The sequence below is a fragment of the Vibrio orientalis CIP 102891 = ATCC 33934 genome, from assembly GCF_000176235.1.
Classification (GTDB): Bacteria; Pseudomonadota; Gammaproteobacteria; order Enterobacterales; family Vibrionaceae; genus Vibrio; species Vibrio orientalis.
Genome location: NZ_ACZV01000004.1, coordinates 953,018 through 969,000 on the forward strand (window position 1 = coordinate 953,018; position 15,983 = coordinate 969,000).

General features: G+C 42.8%; 18 protein-coding genes. 7 read left to right on the forward strand and 11 right to left on the reverse strand.

All coding sequences use genetic code 11. The features are described from left to right. Nucleotides 1-344: 344 nt before the first annotated feature. Nucleotides 345-3,035: a replication endonuclease gene (locus VIA_RS07815; protein WP_004412257.1), complete on the reverse strand. Its 2,691-nt coding sequence runs from the start codon at nucleotides 3,033-3,035 to the stop codon at nucleotides 345-347. 42 nt (nucleotides 3,036-3,077) lie between these two features. Here VIA_RS07815 and VIA_RS07820 point away from each other — a divergent pair, with 42 nt between their 5' ends. Then, nucleotides 3,078-3,359, forward strand: a complete 282-nt coding sequence (locus tag VIA_RS07820) for a hypothetical protein (RefSeq protein ID WP_004412258.1) — start codon at nucleotides 3,078-3,080, stop codon at nucleotides 3,357-3,359. A 195-nt stretch (nucleotides 3,360-3,554) separates the two neighbouring features. Here VIA_RS07820 and VIA_RS07825 read toward each other — a convergent pair whose 3' ends face one another. From VIA_RS07825 to VIA_RS07850, 7 genes are all read right to left on the reverse strand, one after another. Next, entirely contained in the window at nucleotides 3,555-4,097 is a 543-nt protein-coding gene (locus tag VIA_RS07825) for a class I SAM-dependent methyltransferase (protein ID WP_004412260.1), read from the reverse strand. Nucleotides 4,098-4,106: 9 nt separating this feature from the next. After that, nucleotides 4,107-4,514, reverse strand: a complete 408-nt coding sequence (locus VIA_RS07830) for a hypothetical protein (RefSeq protein ID WP_004412262.1) — start codon at nucleotides 4,512-4,514, stop codon at nucleotides 4,107-4,109. After that, nucleotides 4,511-4,798 (reverse strand): hypothetical protein, encoded by a 288-nt coding sequence (locus VIA_RS07835; protein ID WP_004412263.1) that lies wholly within the window; start codon nucleotides 4,796-4,798, stop codon nucleotides 4,511-4,513. The genes VIA_RS07830 and VIA_RS07835 overlap by 4 nt, the downstream gene beginning before the upstream one ends. A 65-nt stretch (nucleotides 4,799-4,863) precedes the next feature. After that, nucleotides 4,864-5,196 carry a hypothetical protein gene (locus VIA_RS07840; RefSeq protein WP_004412264.1) on the reverse strand — a complete coding sequence of 111 codons (333 nt, stop codon included), beginning with the start codon at nucleotides 5,194-5,196 and terminating at the stop codon, nucleotides 4,864-4,866. A 22-nt stretch (nucleotides 5,197-5,218) separates the two neighbouring features. Beyond that, complete coding sequence (locus tag VIA_RS07845) at nucleotides 5,219-5,758, reverse strand: phage regulatory CII family protein (RefSeq protein ID WP_004412265.1); 540 nt, start codon at nucleotides 5,756-5,758, stop codon at nucleotides 5,219-5,221. 9 nt (nucleotides 5,759-5,767) lie between these two features. Continuing rightward, on the reverse strand, nucleotides 5,768-5,911 hold the full coding sequence (locus tag VIA_RS22325; RefSeq protein WP_004412266.1) for a hypothetical protein: 144 nt from the start codon (nucleotides 5,909-5,911) through the stop codon (nucleotides 5,768-5,770). Then, nucleotides 5,908-6,108, reverse strand: coding sequence for a hypothetical protein (locus VIA_RS07850; RefSeq protein WP_004416137.1), 201 nt, complete (start codon nucleotides 6,106-6,108; stop codon nucleotides 5,908-5,910). Before VIA_RS07850 ends, VIA_RS22325 begins: the two co-directional genes overlap by 4 nt. A 187-nt stretch (nucleotides 6,109-6,295) precedes the next feature. Between VIA_RS07850 and VIA_RS07855 the strand changes: the two genes are divergently transcribed. The 6 genes from VIA_RS07855 to VIA_RS07880 all read left to right on the forward strand — a co-directional run bounded on the left by VIA_RS07855 (nucleotide 6,296) and on the right by VIA_RS07880 (nucleotide 12,175). Then, nucleotides 6,296-6,895: a phage repressor protein CI gene (locus VIA_RS07855; RefSeq protein ID WP_071816284.1), complete on the forward strand. Its 600-nt coding sequence runs from the start codon at nucleotides 6,296-6,298 to the stop codon at nucleotides 6,893-6,895. After that, nucleotides 6,892-7,335: a hypothetical protein gene (locus VIA_RS07860; protein ID WP_004416134.1), complete on the forward strand. Its 444-nt coding sequence runs from the start codon at nucleotides 6,892-6,894 to the stop codon at nucleotides 7,333-7,335. Before VIA_RS07855 ends, VIA_RS07860 begins: the two co-directional genes overlap by 4 nt. Nucleotides 7,336-7,858: 523 nt before the next feature. Then, the gene (locus VIA_RS07865; RefSeq protein WP_004412272.1) at nucleotides 7,859-8,983 is read left to right on the forward strand and encodes a PP2C family protein-serine/threonine phosphatase; all 1,125 of its coding nucleotides are present in this window, start codon (nucleotides 7,859-7,861) and stop codon (nucleotides 8,981-8,983) included. A 13-nt stretch (nucleotides 8,984-8,996) separates the two neighbouring features. Next, on the forward strand, nucleotides 8,997-10,040 hold the full coding sequence (locus VIA_RS07870; RefSeq protein WP_004416128.1) for a protein kinase domain-containing protein: 1,044 nt from the start codon (nucleotides 8,997-8,999) through the stop codon (nucleotides 10,038-10,040). Continuing rightward, on the forward strand, nucleotides 10,037-11,125 hold the full coding sequence (locus VIA_RS07875; RefSeq protein ID WP_004416125.1) for a serine/threonine-protein kinase: 1,089 nt from the start codon (nucleotides 10,037-10,039) through the stop codon (nucleotides 11,123-11,125). Before VIA_RS07870 ends, VIA_RS07875 begins: the two co-directional genes overlap by 4 nt. 6 nt (nucleotides 11,126-11,131) lie before the next feature. Continuing rightward, the gene (locus VIA_RS07880; RefSeq protein WP_004412273.1) at nucleotides 11,132-12,175 is read left to right on the forward strand and encodes a phage integrase; all 1,044 of its coding nucleotides are present in this window, start codon (nucleotides 11,132-11,134) and stop codon (nucleotides 12,173-12,175) included. A 219-nt stretch (nucleotides 12,176-12,394) separates the two neighbouring features. On the opposite strand, the gene VIA_RS07885 is transcribed toward VIA_RS07880, so the two are convergent. From VIA_RS07885 to VIA_RS07895, 3 genes are read right to left on the reverse strand one after another with little or no spacing between them, the layout of a single operon-like run. Further along, nucleotides 12,395-13,300, reverse strand: a complete 906-nt coding sequence (locus tag VIA_RS07885; RefSeq protein WP_004412275.1) for a L,D-transpeptidase family protein — start codon at nucleotides 13,298-13,300, stop codon at nucleotides 12,395-12,397. Continuing rightward, nucleotides 13,290-14,717: a deoxyribodipyrimidine photo-lyase gene (gene phrB, locus VIA_RS07890; RefSeq protein ID WP_004412276.1), complete on the reverse strand. Its 1,428-nt coding sequence runs from the start codon at nucleotides 14,715-14,717 to the stop codon at nucleotides 13,290-13,292. Before phrB ends, VIA_RS07885 begins: the two co-directional genes overlap by 11 nt. Continuing rightward, complete coding sequence (locus tag VIA_RS07895; protein ID WP_004412277.1) at nucleotides 14,714-15,664, reverse strand: YbgA family protein; 951 nt, start codon at nucleotides 15,662-15,664, stop codon at nucleotides 14,714-14,716. The genes phrB and VIA_RS07895 overlap by 4 nt, the downstream gene beginning before the upstream one ends. Between the last annotated feature and the right edge of the window lie 319 nt (nucleotides 15,665-15,983).

The window sequence follows — 15,983 nt, forward strand, 5'->3', positions numbered from 1 at the left end:
CAATAATACTTAAATAAATAATGACCTGGATGACATGAGGAAGGAGGGTGTAATTAATAGTGCCAAATTGTTTTTTAGTGTCAACACCTCATTTTTCCCCAAAAAATCGGCTAGAGCACTATGTTACCACAAAGGTAAATATTAAATTTAATACCAACCGTCTATTAAAATAAAAAACACAAATACAAACACTTGAAAATCAACTACATGCATTAAAACAAATATAATAAATAAGCCATTATTTATAACAAATTCACTAGGTTTAAATATTAAAAAATGAATTTCAATAAACTTGAAGACCATCACACCAAGAAAACACAAACACCACTAATTCACTTTATCTCCTACACCAATGGCCAGTCATCCCCACTAGGGAAAATCGACAGGTCGGGTTGTTGATACTCTTGTTCTTCCGGTTGAGCGAATAGATTGTCCCAACCTTCGAAATCCATCCAACTGGTGTCTTCCGAACGTTGACGACTCACTTCTACCAACTGAGCAGGGCGTTTATTGCCGTGTTCGTCTACCTCCGCGGGGCGAATTTGGATACTTGTGTCATCGTCGATGCGAATTGAACTGCCTTTTAGCAGTGCGGCCAGTGCCGCTTCATCAATATTTGGTGATTTACTCACCCGTTTCTTCACTGGTTCTAATAACCTGGTTAGCTGATCGCAGACCTGTACTCTCTCAGGCTCCGTACAGTTATTGACAGAACTCCGAGAGGAGCCAGAGGCTCCAGAAAGAGCAAGAGCCCTCGCTTCAGCATCTTCGTTAACTTTTGATTTCTTGATAATCGTCCAGATTTTAGTACGGGTTTTGATGGTTTCTTCTGGCGTTGTAAAACCTTCAATCTTGCGAACGTCCTCCCCATGAGGAGAAGCGAAAGGCAGCACTTGATATGAATTCACTATCAACAGATCGTCACGCTTAACAAACGGACCACCCTGCCCCATGATGTAACCTTGCCAGTTACCATGATCAGCCGCAGCGAGTGTTCCTGCGATTCTTGACTGCTTTGAGTCTCCCCTAGCTTGATAGCTATCACCGATCACCTTCATCAACTCAGAATTGGTAATAAGTTTGCTAGGTTTGATTGGCCCAACAAGATCACGCTGTAACATCGAGTAAATAGTGAGTAAGTCGACACGCTCTTGCATGAAGAGGTATTCCATAAAGGCCTTTTTGTTTTGATTGGCAAAACGGCGTAGTTCTCGATAAGTGGTAACCGGTGCACCACCAAAGAACTGAAACTGACGAATATTCCAACGGCTTTTCCAAGCACCTACATTCTTCGCCATGTCTTTGACTGATTTACCTGTTTCATCTGAGATTTCTTCATCCATGGCATAGCCATCAATATTTTTAGAAATGTATTTGGCAATATAACCAGTAGCGGTTCCCTGCTCTGGGTCTATAAACCCAACATCACAACGGGGTGTGTAGTCTAAATTATGCGTGGTTAAGCCTTGCTGTTTTACAGGCCAAACTTGCACTGAATCGGGTAGCTCTACTTCTGGGCGACGAGTGACAGGCTTAATTGGGAAGTTATTTTCGTAGACCTTTTTGTAAACCTTAAATGGGTTATCAAGCAGCGGCTGAACAAAGTTTGCAGGACCAACCTTCGGCCATGTCTGTTTTGGTAGCAGCTCTGCTACATCTTCCATCACTGCGTATTGAATGAAGATATTGGTAATACGAAGTACATCTTGAGGCTTTACCCAGATCAGTAAATGCCAGTGTGGTGTTCCATCATGATGCGGCTCTGCAACACGAACACCAAACCAACGCAAACCCAAACGGCCTAACTTTGCTCGAATACGCTGCCACACATTATTTAAGTATGTTTGCGCATCACGTGGGCTTGCTCCGTTCCAATGATCAATGAAGCCGCCTTTTTTATAACTATTGTGGTATTTCGAAGGGGTAGTCAGCGTAAGAAACAAGCCCTGCAAACCCAACTCATTACCAATATTTTCACAGCCACGGCAACGGGTCATCAACTCATGACGACGAATGGCAGGGTTAGACACGCTTTTAAGCACCATGTCTTTTAGCTCGGTTTGTTCTTCCGTTTCTTCATCGAACAGCATCATGTTTTGAATGGCTTGCCAGTTACGGTGCTGCTGCTCTTTATGCTCTCGAACACAATCCCAACTCGCATAGGGTGACGCCTTGCTTGAGACTTGCCCCATAGCAATGGCTAAGTGTTCACGCATGACTTTTCTTGCTTTGGAGAGGCAACGAAACCACCACTTTTCACAGCGAGTTTTTGAGATGTACTGGAAAATGTTTTCAGGCTTGAGCTTTTTGCCAGCACCCGGTGGTTTAATTCCAAACCCTTCGATGAGCTCTGCCGTTTGGCGGTATGTCATGAGCGCGGCGATCTCTTCTCCCTCTGGAGTGTTGCAATCTGTATGTTCGGTTAGTTTGGTTTGGTATTTAACAACGATGACCGATAGCTTAAAGGCCATCTCTTTGAGTTCGCTCTTGTCGAGTTCTGCTAACAACCGCGATTTAATAGGTTTTCTCTTGCTTTCAACATCTTTAAAATCAAATGATGTTTGACCTTGTTGTAAGTAATCTGGATTACGATGCTCTGTAAAGAAAGCGGGGTGAAACGAATCTTCGTCTTCTCCGAGTTCTTTAGACAGCAACGCGACCTTTTGCGTGGTCGGTAAAGATTTGTATTGCTTTAGCACCATCAAGGCGCGTTCTGAAGAGGGAGCAACTTTTGTTCTAAGAAATGAGTTCGCCTGTTGGTAGCCGTCTTTTTCTAATAGATCGACATAGCGACCAACAAAGTACTTGGTTAGGTAATCGGGTAGGTCTTTTATTTTGCTTGAGATCCATTCGAAGTCTCGTGGGTTTGCTTCATAGAGCCTGCGCTCTATAACACTTAAATCGTCAGGCTCTACCTGAACCCTTGGGCGATAACTTGGCTCAACACAAGCATCCTTCTCGTCTAGAGCAACAAGAGGGGTTCGCCATTTGAACTTAAGCGGAGCTAAAGGCTGATAGTAGCTTAATGATTTCAATGTGTTAATCTCAACTTAAGATACGCAACTGGAGTCACTTCAATGAAAACTAAGTTAATAAATTCAGACAACAAATTGGCTAATGACGACCAAATCTCAGACTGGTTGAAAAGTAACGAGTCCGAAATTGACAGCGTTGAATACCACGCAGCCATCCTTGGGATAAATGGCAGAACTGAATATCGAACCGTTACTGTTGGAGGCTTAGACCAATTGGTTAAGCTCACTAACGCCTTAGCAAATTTTGGTTTAGTTGACTTACTCAAAGACAGTGGCCCCGTGAAAGGCTTTGATTCTGTTTTTGATGTGAAAGAAAAAGCTTAAGGTCGTTATAAATAGCTAATTCGCCTTCGTCGCCAGCTTCTTCAGCTTTAGCTACCGCCTTAGTTACAAAACGTCTAAGCTCTGGGGGGACTCCAGATTCTCCCCAATGTTCGGCAATAATATTGCCTACCTTTGCCTTTACTGTTGCACTTACTTGTGGAGCCTCAGTGATTAGGTTGTTTAGCTCGTTATTACTCATGCTGCCACCTCATGACCAATTGAAACGATATGACTTAACCCTTGAGGTATATCGAAGCGATTGCCGTTATCCCAGATAAACCAAGCGTATTCACATGAATCTGAACCACCGCCCACAAAGCGAGGGCGAGGAACGATGATTGGGCACTTTGGCGGAAAGCCGATTTCAAACCAGAAAGGTAAACGCTTTTTAGAACCTAAATAGTTAACACGTTGTAGATATGCCATTGTCCCGTCTGGGGCTAACTCACTTAAACTTTTACGGATGAACTCTTCCGTTAGTGAAAACGGTGGATTGGTAATGATCACATCTTGGGTACCAAAATCAGTAGTTAGGTAATCAATACCCTTTTCGATTTCAGCAAATGACTTCTGGCTTTGTGGCAAAGCTACCTTCTCGAAAATTGCACCAGTACCGTAACAAGGCTCCAAAAACTTGTCGGTTGGGCGAACGGTTAACTTTGATAACAGTGCATCGACAACTTCTGGCGGTGTTGGATACAGCTCACGAGGTTGTACTTTTCCGGTAGTTGAACTCATAACTTCCCCTTACTTACCAATAACTGACAAGCAGTACTGTTCGAATTGAAAAAGTGCTTCATCGTCCCAACGACCAAGATCACGCAAGGCAAGCATTTCAATAAATAGGCTGCGGTTTTTCATATCTAGCTGTGACCAATGGTGTAGCTGTGGCTTGGCATTCTCATTTTGATAAGAGCGGTACCAGCTCACATAGGTATGAGCGAAAAACACACTTGCACGATCGCCCTGCATTGCTTCTTTAATGTCAGATAAAACGTCTTCCAATGGGCGGTGGGTTTGAACAGGAGTTAACTTTTTAGCGATAGCATCAAGCTGAATCACAATTTCTTCTTGCTGTGCTGTGCTGCTTTTTTCAAAGCGTGCTGCTATTTGTTCAAATGACTGGTTGAATAGGTGTTCGTATATGTTGCTCATGCCACCACCTCCAACTCGTCACGTAGCTGTGCAACTCGCTCGATGATCAAGTCTTCCACTGCTAACAAATCGTCTAGTGCTTTCTCATTGTCCAGTAGCACCAAATTGTGGGCGTGGTGTGTGGTGGTATCCGAAAAAACGACAATGTTCATCAGTTTCATTTTTGATGAGTACTCAATTCGAATGCTGATGACGTCTGCACTCTCCATGGCTAACGCATACAAACTATTGATGGTAGATAGAATCGCGCGCTTAATAGCGACTTTGGCTATGGGATTGTTCATCTTCTATGCTCCTACGCTAAGACGAAAAAAAGCCCCCTGTTACAGGGGCAAAGGGCTGGCTAGGTTTAATGGGTACTACTGAACTGGTAATGCTTGAGGCGGCGAACGTCGCCAAGCTCATTGTCTAAATCGACGACCATCTGCTTCACATAACTCATGCCTATGCGAATCTTTTGCAGCTCTAGATCATCGAAAGACGAAAACTCTCGTTGGTAATCTTTGGCAGGTAAGCCACCCGCAATAAGCACTAAACCTCGGCTCTTGTCTGGCAGCTCGTTAAACATCTTTTCTAACTTGCAGCGGATTGCTTGCCCATTGAATAGCGCTTTGGCATTCGCGATGCTCTCTTGCGCACTGGGAACAGGGTTTAGTTCTGTTTTTTCAGCCAACTGATTCATGGTTTGTTATCTCCTTATCGACTTAGGCTAAGCCGGGGATAGGCGCACCATTAGCCAAGAAGTCTGTGCCTATTTGTACAAGTGGCTGCAGGCCTGTGGTGCGGTGTTCAAGGTCATTGATGAGCAAAACCAAATTGCCTAACGCTGCTTGTGCTTTGGCAAGGGTTTTACGTTTAGTGGATCGTGGTAAACGCTCTGCGTTGCACATAGATAATGCATCGCTAGAAAGCTCACCAGAAAATGCCGAGTGTTTTAAAACTCGTTCGAATAGGTTCAAGTTGTCTTTGGCATTCGGGATTGGAACTGTGACTACCCCATCCTCTGCAAATAACGTATTTACGATTGAGTAATCACCAGAGGCTCGGCTGATAGAAGCAAGCACGACAGGTTTAAGAACGTGCGGTTGGTTTGGGTTCAGCATATTGCGAAGCATTGTGCCGCTCATCTCTAATTTACGGGCAATGGCTTCAACATCGTGATTGACGACAAAATCACAGCAAGCTGCATCAAAAGCTTGTTGTTTGCGTTCACGTAATACGCACATTGAGTTATTTGCGTCCATAACTAATACTCAAATGAAGAAAAACGGAACGAAAACGAATGACCAGCCAACGATATTGAGCCATAGCGGACATTCGTTTGGGTACTTGTCTTCCCATGACTCACTCGTGTCTTGCTGAGTGAGTTTGGTTTTAGGTAACGTTGCGAAGCTCATACTTCTTGCTCCGCTAACTTTTGGTTGTACTTAACCATGTTGACCAAAATCAGACCTTTAGAAGCGTCTTTAGGAACAATAGGAATGTTGCCAAGGTCTTTTTGGCGATCAAATGAAGAGGAAGACATGCCAGTACGACGCAAAAATTCCTTTTTTGTGCATACAGGCGCATCAATTGCTATTTGCAGTGCTGCCATAAGTGGTATCCTATGCTTTTGAGATTTTATTGATGCCTATTGGTGGAACATGACAGCATCAATTGAATATGAAATTATATTTGATCGAAAACGCAATCAGTTCAAGTTTTAAATTCAATTTGATTGAAAATAAAATCGACAGCGATTGATTTCGGGATCTAGATCTATTTATGACAGGGCTAATGAAATGAGTCGAATTCCAGCTAAGGTTCCCCCTTTCGAGTACTCAAGTGGTCGCGAATTTACGGATAGGCTAAAAATAGTGACGGGTTGTGATAGCTATAACCTGCTCGCCGATCACTACGGAATCCCAAAATCGACCATCTTAACTTGGCATCATCACGATCGAATTGCTCATGAGTTAATTGTTCGAGAACACCTAGCATCTGGAGCATCAGTTAAATACCTTGCTCTTGGTGAAGGTGAACCGTTTTCTGGCAGTAGCAGTCCGAATGAGAACCTAGCAACGTACAAGCTTGAGGGTGGTTCATTAGAAAAATCCGGTAGCATGTCTCTAGACATAGCGACTCTTGAGCGTTTTGGTCTAAAACCATCAAACACTCAAGTCATTGAAGACGACGCTGGGATTTACTACATCAACAAAGAGTCAGTGGACCCTATCTCAGGTGATTACTTGATTGATGTAGACGGACGCTTGTCTATCAACTACTTACAACGTTTACCAGGCAAGAAGCTGGCAATCGCGTTTGATACTTCAACGATTGAAGTATCGGAGCAAGACATAAAGGTGCTTGGGCGCGTGGCTATGGAGATGAAGAAGAAGTGATAGAAGACGAAGCTAAGCCAATGACTCATAATGAAAGAGTATTTACAGAAATTATTTCACTATTGTTTAACTGCTTAAAGTTCACAGAAGAGCTGGACGATCTAAAAAACACAACTCATATTGATAAGTGCATCAACGATGTGCAAAGCATCGCTGGGTTTAAGTTTTCCCTGAAAGAGGACAAATTTATCTCACGAAAGCTATGTTCTGCAATTATGGAAAGCTCTCCTAGAAAGGGAGATATTTATACCGAAATTTTCCATAACGTACCTCGGCTATGGGCAATTTTAACGGTGGCCTTTGACGATTTCAGCAAGCGTGTATTAGGCCATACGTTGAGCGAGGCTGACGAAAGTGCCTTTCAAGTGAACATCCTCATGGATACTGAATACTGCAATAAAAATTTAGGTTCACAAATTGTTGAGGCTTATTTTAACTGATTGAAATTTGTGAAATGTCCTAACGTTTTCGATGAAGAGATAACTATGTCTTCCGCAATCTAAACGAATTGCATCATAAGCTTGCAATAACTTAGGGATGCTCGTCGCAATGGTTATCACGATAGTTTCTATAGCATGTTTAACATGCAAGCATTGGTCGAGGTTGACTAAAACAGAGGCAAGTAACCATGCTATTTAAACTCTTTGAAATCATGGGCATCAACAAGCTCGCTCGAAAACACTTGAATGATCCTGTCAATTGGATCGCTTTTATTAGGCGTTGCAATCTTTCTAAAAAAGAACAGATGCAGTGGCGTGATAAGCTTAACCTAAACCACCATTTCGATGGGGAGTTTAGGGGTTAGCGATTGCATATATTCGTCTAGTTAGGTAACTACACTATATGCAATTAAATTTATTGCCATTTTCTACTATGTAGGCGATAACGTGGCAATAAACAATTATAGAGATAGTAAACTCTATTACTTACTACACGATATTAAACACAAACTGAGCTAACTAAATGGAAGATTTACTTATCAAACGGCTAAATCGCCCGGTTAATGCAAATAGAGTTGCGGTTGCACATGATGCCAACGCAGTATTTGCAACAACACTAGGCTTAGTCAGAAAAGAAAATGAAGATCGGGCGCTTGTTGCGCGCTTCTTCAGTTCAAAGCTGTCGACTTATGTTTACTGCTACGTTCTTAGTGATGGAATGGGTGGTATGGCTAATGGAGGCTTAGCAGCTACCATTACCGTTAGTCGTTTCCTGACCGAACTAGCTAAAAACTTAGACTTATATGACTCTATAGAGCTGTCGATGGCAAAGGCCGTCGAGGAAGCCCACGAGAAAGTATGTAGTGAGATAAATTATAAAGGGGGTGCGACTCTTTCCGCGATTGTCTCTCACAAACCCGGAGAGCTCTACACTGTCAACGTCGGTGATAGCAGAATTTATAAGTGCGACAATAACGAATCTTTACTTCAAATCACAGAAGATGACGACGTCAAAAGCTTTCTAAGCAAGTTTGAAGGCATTGGATTAAATGATGCTTTGGCGCTCCGCAATGGCCTAACCAAGTTCATTGGAATGGAGGGCGATTTAGAGGTCGATGTTGAGTTTTCTTCTTCGAATAGTGACTTCTTTATTACGTCAGACGGAATCACTCTAATAGGTGAAGACAACCTACAGAAGCTATACAAAAACTGTGATAATCCAGGCGAGTTTCTACAACGCTGCATCCATTTATCCAATTGGCTGGGTGGGCACGACAATGCTAGTGGTCTCTACATCAGTTTTTCTAAACACATTGAATTTGCGTTAGATAACGAACAGAGCTCCCACAACTACATTGAATTGTGGGACTTTAATGGCAACTTTGTGTTCCCGAAACCAGAAACTCTAATCACTGGACCTGAAGAAACTGAAGACCAGAACGACGTTACTCCCCCTAAAGCTAAGAAAAACAAAAGGGCTCGTTCAACCTCAAAGAAAAAAACAACTAAGGTGATTGATTCTTTAGATTCCGTAGATGTTGAAATAACGTCAATACAAACTCAAATGTTCGATCACGATGGTCGCTTGATCGGGGACATAGAGTGTGAGAATGAAATTGAAGATAAGAATACTAAAGATATTAAATAATTGAGACTCAGCTATGGCTAGCGAAAGATATAAATACCAGAAACACCTTGATAACGGCTCTTACGGAAGTGTCGCACTGTATTCAGATATATTTTTAGATCGAAATGTCGCAGTAAAGACAATCAATACGAGCACCGCAGATGATATAGATTCCATATTGGAAGAAGTAAAACTACTGAAATCTGTTTATTCTAAGCACGTCGTGAACCTTTATGATGTAGTCCACACTCCAACAAGTATTGATATTTATCAAGAGTATCTGTCGGGTGAAGACTTAGTCAATAAATCTGGAAAATGTAGTAAGGCAGAAATCCTATCACTAGGGTACCAATTAGCATTTGGCCTATCTGACATTCATAAATCTGGTATCTGCCACCGCGATATAAAACTTGAAAATGCTAAGTTTGACGCTCAGGGCGTACTTAAAATCTTCGACTTTGGAGTATCACGAGAAGGTGACCCTCATCAAACCCAAAATGGGTTTGGAACATTAGAGTATAGGGCTCCAGAAATTTATAAATTACATAGTGAACAAAGTGTTACTGTGTCTTTTGCCGCTGATATTTTTTCTTACGGTGTGACAATGCACAAATTGGCGTTCGGGGGCGCATGTAACTTTTCTGGGTATGTACCTAAAGTTCCACAATCGGCTCCCCTATTTGCGCATCTAGGCTTAAGCGTTACGCTAACCCAATTACTAACCAAAACGCTTAGTTACAACCCAGAAGATAGACCAACAGCAGAAGAACTTACTTACCACTTGGGTAGAGAGATAACTCAAGGATGGCATACAGGCTCATTCGTAACGTCTTCAGGCACTCACTTTGTCAATAGCGCTAATCCAACGGCACGATTAAAGTCTCAATCGAACCAAGCAATTACTATCTACTACAACGGCTTTGATTTTGTCGTCCAAGAGGTGGAAGGTGATGTATACCTAAACAATCAATCAGCTAAGCCCGGTAATATACTGCACCAAGCTTGCGTTGTTACTTTTGATGGTGAACAACGTTCATTCGTTTCGTTCTCTTCATCCCACCCGGAGATTGTATTATGAGTCATATTCACAACGTAGGCGATGTGATAGCAAATCGATATGAAGTTGAGTCGTACCTAGATGAAGGTGGTATGCAACAGGTCTTTGTCGCTTATGATAGAAATATAGATAGAAAGGTTGCTCTTAAAACCCCAAAAAACGCATCTGCTAGCCTTCGATTTAAAAGTAGTGCTGTATGTAGTGCGCGAGTGATCCATCCCAATGTAGCTAAGACACTAGATTACTTTGCCTACAACGATAAGGAATACCTTATCGAAGAGCTGATAAACGGTGCAGATTTAAATACTGTTTTTCGTGATAATTTCCATTACTTAGATCCCTGCCTAGTAGCCTTTATTGGTCATCACTTAGCAAAAGCAGTCGCAGCATCCCATAGAGTTGGTGTCGTACATAGAGACTTAAAGCCAAGTAATATAATGGTTGTTGGCTCTCATTTATTCGAAGATATTAAGGTTACAGACTTCGGTATTGCTAAGCTGATAGATGAAGAAATAGACCAAGTATTTAATGCTAAAGGTGATGTAGAAAGCTCGATTGCAGGTTCGAAAACCCTAGTTGGCGCCCTACCATACATGGCACCCGAAATCGTCCTTTCTAAAACGGCCCCAGGAAAACACATAGATGTCTGGTCTATAGGAGCCATAATGTACTTTTTACTTACTGGTGAAACTCCGTTCACCTCGCAATTTGCTAAGATAATTATCAATTATCATCAAGAGAAAAAAGTAGACCCTATCCAACACCTAAAGTCTTCATCACACTTATCTCCTTTAGGCAAACAGTTAGAGAACATTATTTCTCTATGCTTGAACTACGACTATACAAAGCGCCCAACAGCGGATGAGATCGTAGATCTCTTCTCCCACTTGTGCTACCCCGTTGCAAAAAGAAAATACGGTCGAATCAAGTTCAAGCGAGGGCAAAATGGATGGGGTTTTATAGAGAACCAAGGTATCAATCCAGACACCTTCTACCACACTGATGAAGTATTTGGTTCCCAACCTTCTATTGCCGATAAAGTTTGCTTCTCTGAGTATCCTGGTGCGCCTCGTTCTAGAGCTTTCCCTATTTTACGCTGTCGATAAACAGTTGTGAGTGTTCGAAAACTAGAAAACGAAAACAAAAAGCCATGGCTCTGCGAGTGTTACCCGCAGGGCCGAGCTGGTAAGCGTATTCGCAAGCGCTTCGCTACTAAAGGTGAAGCCCTTGCATTCGAAAAGTTCACTATGGCCGAGGTTGATGATAAGCCTTGGCTTGGTGAGAAGAAGGACTTACGTACCCTCCAAGACTTAGTCGAACTCTGGTATAAGCTTCACGGCCAGCACCTGAAATCGGCTGAGAAAGTCTACCCTCGCCTCTGCAGCATTGTTGAAGAGCTCGGTAACCCTTTCGCAATTAAGTTCACCGCTAAAGACTTTGTTCATTGGCGTTCGACTAGAAAAGCTAAGCACCGACATATAGGGCCAGACACGGGCAAGTTTATTTCTGCTCCCACCAATAATCTCGATTTGAGATATATGCGTGCCGTGTTCAATGAGCTCACCTCACTTGGGGAGTGGACTCACCCAAACCCACTTGCCAGTGTTAAATCGATTCCCGTGACCGAATCTGAAATGGGCTTCTTGTCGAACGAGGATATAACTGCACTTTTCGAGAGAATCACCAAAAGTAAGCGAGCTAAAGAGTTCGAGCTCGTGTGTAAGATTTGCTTGTCTACTGGCGCCCGAATTTCAGAGGCTAATAACCTGCGTCTGCCGCAGATTACTAAGTACAAAATTACCTTCATTGATACCAAGAGTAAAAAGAACCGTACCGTTCCCATCACTGAAAAGCTCTATAACGAGTTGATTGAGTTCGAACGAACCGGAGAAAAGGATCGGCTGTTTAAAGGCTGCCATCATGGCATCGCCTATATTATCAACCAAACATTCCCTGACTTACCTGAGGGGCAGAATACTCACGTCTTCCGCCATACCTTCGCAAGTCGGTTTATGGAAGCCGGAGGAAACATTCTGGTACTGCAAAAAATCCTTGGTCACAGTGATATTAAAATGACGATGCGCTATTCACACTTCTCTCCCGATCACCTGATTCAGGCAGCAGAATTGAACCCTATTTCAAGTATGGGGTTGTAGCCAAAAATCAAGTAAAAATGGCGACAAAGTGGCGACAGAATTTACTGATACTGGTGGTTATTGAATAACATTGGCAAAAGCGTACTTTTCTAAGGTATTGATATAGATAGAGAAGCCTTGATATCACTAGGTTCACGAAAGGGCTACGCATTACACTAAGTAATAGCGTTAAGTTTCTTAAAAAAAGGGGCCGATTGGCCCCTTTTTTTTTATTTTAATTTAGTTGATAAAGTTAGGTGCCACCACCTCAATTGGGACTCCGTTCTGGGCCAAAATAGCCGCTCGAACTTTAACGTCAGAGTGATCAAACTCTTCTAGCCACCAAGTTAGCTCCTGAGGCACAACTAATTGCTGCTTAATACCATCACTGCGAGTCAATGGCTCATGGGCCTCCAAAAATACGCTGCGGTCAGGTTCTAGAGCGACTTTTATCGGCTCATTAATCACTCGGACCTTTTCCCCTAGTTTCACCTGAGGGAACAACCACTCAATATCCTTAGGATCCATTCGAATACACCCAGAACTAACGCGAAGACCAATACCGAAGTCCTTGTTTGTACCATGGATTAGGTAATCCCCTGCTCCATAAGAGAGTCGTAATGCGTACTCACCGAGAGGGTTTTCAGGCCCCGCTGGAACAACAGCAGGCAGTTCAATACCTTTTGCTGCATACTCTTTACGGATAGAAGTTGGAGGCGTCCAGGTTGGGTTTGGACGTTTTTGACTGATGGTTGTCTTCATTTCAGGCGTGTCACGGCCAACACGGCCAATGCCTACAGGGAAAATATGTACCTTGTTGATTTCAGGTTCAAAATAATAAAGTCTGAGCTCAGCTAGGTTAATCACAATCCCCTCTCGTTCGACCTTAGGAAGAATGATCTGAGTCGGAATGGTAAGCACATAATCAACTTGAGGCAAAAATGGATCAACACCTTTATTCGCCGCCATTAATGACAAGAATCCGACATCATACTGCTTAGCAATATTCGCTAAGGTATCGCCTTCTTGCACTTGGTGATATTGAGTTCGGCCAACAATACTGCTTCCTTCAGTTGGTAATTCATAAGTAGCAGCAAAAGCTGACGAACTTAAGCAGGCGAGAAGCGCGACAAGTTTACGCACCATCCATATTTTCCTTAGCATCTTTATAAAGTGCTAAGGTTATCTCTCTTTCGGCCTTGTGATCAACTATTGGCGTTGGATATGACAATGATTTAGCGTTCGGCCAACACCAAGGCTTATGTATATATCTGTCAGGAACTTCTTCAAGCTCAGGAAGCCAACTACGGATAAAGCTTGCTTCCGAGTCAAATTTCTCACCCTGAGTCGTTGGATTAAAGACTCTGAAATAGGGCTGCCCATCACATCCGGTTGATGCGCACCACTGCCAACCGCCATTGTTAGCAGCGTAATCACCATCAATCAGCTTAGACATGAAGTACTCTTCACCAATACGCCAGTCAACGTGTAAATCTTTAACTAAAAAGCTAGCGACAATCATCCGCAGGCGATTGTGCATCCAACCAGTACGATTAAGCTGTGCCATAGCGGCATCCACAATGGGATACCCGGTCCTGCCCAGTTTCCAAGCTTCTATCTCTGCTGGATTGTTACGCCAAACTAAATTATCACCCCAAGACGTAAAGCTATGACCTTTGGATAATTTTGGTTCAAAGTAAATAAGATGCTGATAGAACTCTCGCCATACAAGCTCACTCAACCAAACTTCTCTTCCTCCAGCTATAGGAGGGGGATTGTTACATAGTAACCTTATCAGACATTGCCGCACCGACAAAGCACCAATGGCTAAATAAGGAGAGAGTTGGCTAGTCCCTTCCATTTCAGGAAAATCTCGTTGTAACGCATAAGCGTCGACTTTCTCAGACTCAAAATCTCGCAGCTTTTGAATAATGTTCTTGGTATCTACAAAGTATCGTTCACTGGTCACTCTTGGGTAACTGAACTCTACCTTGGGGTGGAAGTGCGTTACCTTTTCACTGGATAACTCAGCAACACTTCCAACTTCAATGACTCTTTTTACTGAAATCGGTGTTTGATAAAGACGCTGACAATAGGCACGTTTAAATGGAGTGAAAACTTTATAGTACTCCCGCTGCTTATTAACAACACTGCCCGGAGACAGCACGCACTTATCATCAAATCCAACACACTCAATATTTGTGTCTAGCAATTGATTGACTAAGTGTCGGTCGCGCTGAATTTCATCCACTTCATATTGATGATTGAAATAGACCGAACCTGCATCAGATTGTTGTGCCACATCTGCCAATAATTGTGCTGCATCCCGGTAAGTCGGGACCTCAGCGTAATATAAGGGGATGTTTTTAGCAGACAGTTCTTGCTTCAACACTAACAAGCGTCGAAAAATAAGATCAGCTTGGATTGGTGCCATATTGTGACGCTGCCAAGTTTTGGGAGTAGCTATATAAACAGCCGCAACACTGCCACCAGACATAACAGCCTCAACCAGTGCCGTGTTGTCATCGACCCTTAGATCCCTACGTAGCCAAACAATTTTCACAAGCTATACCTTAATCGCATCTCTTGTGGGTAAGGTTCCAGATAGGCTTGCAGCAGGAGGTATTCATCTGGGTGGGCAGACAAATAGTGCTTGATGAGAGTTAAAGGAGCGAGCAACGGTAACAACCCCACGCGATACTCATCGATAACTCGTCTCAATTCCTGCTTCTGAGGTTTATCTAGGTTACGTTTAAAGTAACCCTGAAGATGCATTAACACATTGGTGTTGTTCTTACGGCTTGCCCGATTCGTCATCGCTGTCATTAACCCCTCTCTGTAAAGTTGGAAAAACTCGTTAACATCATAATCTTTAATATGTGCCACTAAGTTGCCTAGCTGCTTATAGGAAGCGGGGTGATGAGCCATTAAAGTGAGCTTATAACGCGAGTGAAACGCGACGATCTTACCTCGGGTCACTTCTTTACCCATTGAGTTATAAAAATCATCAAGTGTATAAACACGGGTAATAAAGTTTTCTTTCAATACTGGATCGTTTAATCGACCGTCTTCTTCAACAGGCAACCATGGCATTGACTTCATCAACTGCTTAGTGAATATCCCTACTCCATCGTTTTCGGCACCCCGTTTTTTGTACACCTTAACGCGCTCCATACCGCAAGTTGGCGATTTAGCACAAACGATGTAGCCTCTGAGCTGCTCGCCCTCTAACTGCTCCACTTTCTTTTCGCAGTAGCTCTCCATCTGAACTGTATGATCTTGAGTTGGATCTTTGGTTTCGACCAGCGTGACTCTCTCTTCGTTAGAAATAAGGCGAATCGTTGGTCTGGGTACTGGCATTCCCGCTCCCACTTCTGGGCAAACAGGTACAAAGTCAAAATAAGGAGCGAGCTCTTTGGTGACGAACTTGCTGACTTTGTGTCCCGCATCGAACCTAACTTTCTCACCCAATACACAAGCACTGATGCCCACTTTAATCACATTTTGCATATCACAACCTTTACTGCTCTTCGCATGCCATTCAAAAGCTCTAAAATTTGCCGTTTGTCCGGCCACAATTTTTCAATTTGCTTGATTTCTAGTTACGTAGATCGAACTGTTTTGGTTCACTTCAAAAAGCAAACGTTTATGCAAATCGATTGCCCTTTCACTTTCAACAGATTTAGTTATTAACCAACAACAACCGCTTTCAATACTGCTCTTTTGTGACATACTTCTCATGGAGCACCGCTATATAAGGCTAGTATTGCCTCAACAGATTTTTGAGAATCAACATATTTAGTAATCAGAAATGATTGACTAATAAAAC

What these genes read in the sequence shown, in the direction of transcription:
- VIA_RS07820 (WP_004412258.1), top strand. Translation starts at nt 3,078, where the DNA reads ATGAAAACTAAGTTAATAAATTCAGACAACAAATTGGCTAATGACGAC.
- VIA_RS07825 (WP_004412260.1), bottom strand. Translation starts at nt 4,097, where the DNA reads ATGAGTTCAACTACCGGAAAAGTACAACCTCGTGAGCTGTATCCAACA.
- VIA_RS07830 (WP_004412262.1), bottom strand. Translation starts at nt 4,514, where the DNA reads ATGAGCAACATATACGAACACCTATTCAACCAGTCATTTGAACAAATA.
- VIA_RS07835 (WP_004412263.1), bottom strand. Translation starts at nt 4,798, where the DNA reads ATGAACAATCCCATAGCCAAAGTCGCTATTAAGCGCGCGATTCTATCT.
- VIA_RS07840 (WP_004412264.1), bottom strand. Translation starts at nt 5,196, where the DNA reads ATGAATCAGTTGGCTGAAAAAACAGAACTAAACCCTGTTCCCAGTGCG.
- VIA_RS07845 (WP_004412265.1), bottom strand. Translation starts at nt 5,758, where the DNA reads ATGGACGCAAATAACTCAATGTGCGTATTACGTGAACGCAAACAACAA.
- VIA_RS22325 (WP_004412266.1), bottom strand. Translation starts at nt 5,911, where the DNA reads ATGAGCTTCGCAACGTTACCTAAAACCAAACTCACTCAGCAAGACACG.
- VIA_RS07850 (WP_004416137.1), bottom strand. Translation starts at nt 6,108, where the DNA reads ATGGCAGCACTGCAAATAGCAATTGATGCGCCTGTATGCACAAAAAAG.
- VIA_RS07855 (WP_071816284.1), top strand. Translation starts at nt 6,296, where the DNA reads ATGAGTCGAATTCCAGCTAAGGTTCCCCCTTTCGAGTACTCAAGTGGT.
- VIA_RS07865 (WP_004412272.1), top strand. Translation starts at nt 7,859, where the DNA reads ATGGAAGATTTACTTATCAAACGGCTAAATCGCCCGGTTAATGCAAAT.
- VIA_RS07870 (WP_004416128.1), top strand. Translation starts at nt 8,997, where the DNA reads ATGGCTAGCGAAAGATATAAATACCAGAAACACCTTGATAACGGCTCT.
- VIA_RS07875 (WP_004416125.1), top strand. Translation starts at nt 10,037, where the DNA reads ATGAGTCATATTCACAACGTAGGCGATGTGATAGCAAATCGATATGAA.
- VIA_RS07885 (WP_004412275.1), bottom strand. Translation starts at nt 13,300, where the DNA reads ATGGTGCGTAAACTTGTCGCGCTTCTCGCCTGCTTAAGTTCGTCAGCT.
- VIA_RS07895 (WP_004412277.1), bottom strand. Translation starts at nt 15,664, where the DNA reads ATGCAAAATGTGATTAAAGTGGGCATCAGTGCTTGTGTATTGGGTGAG.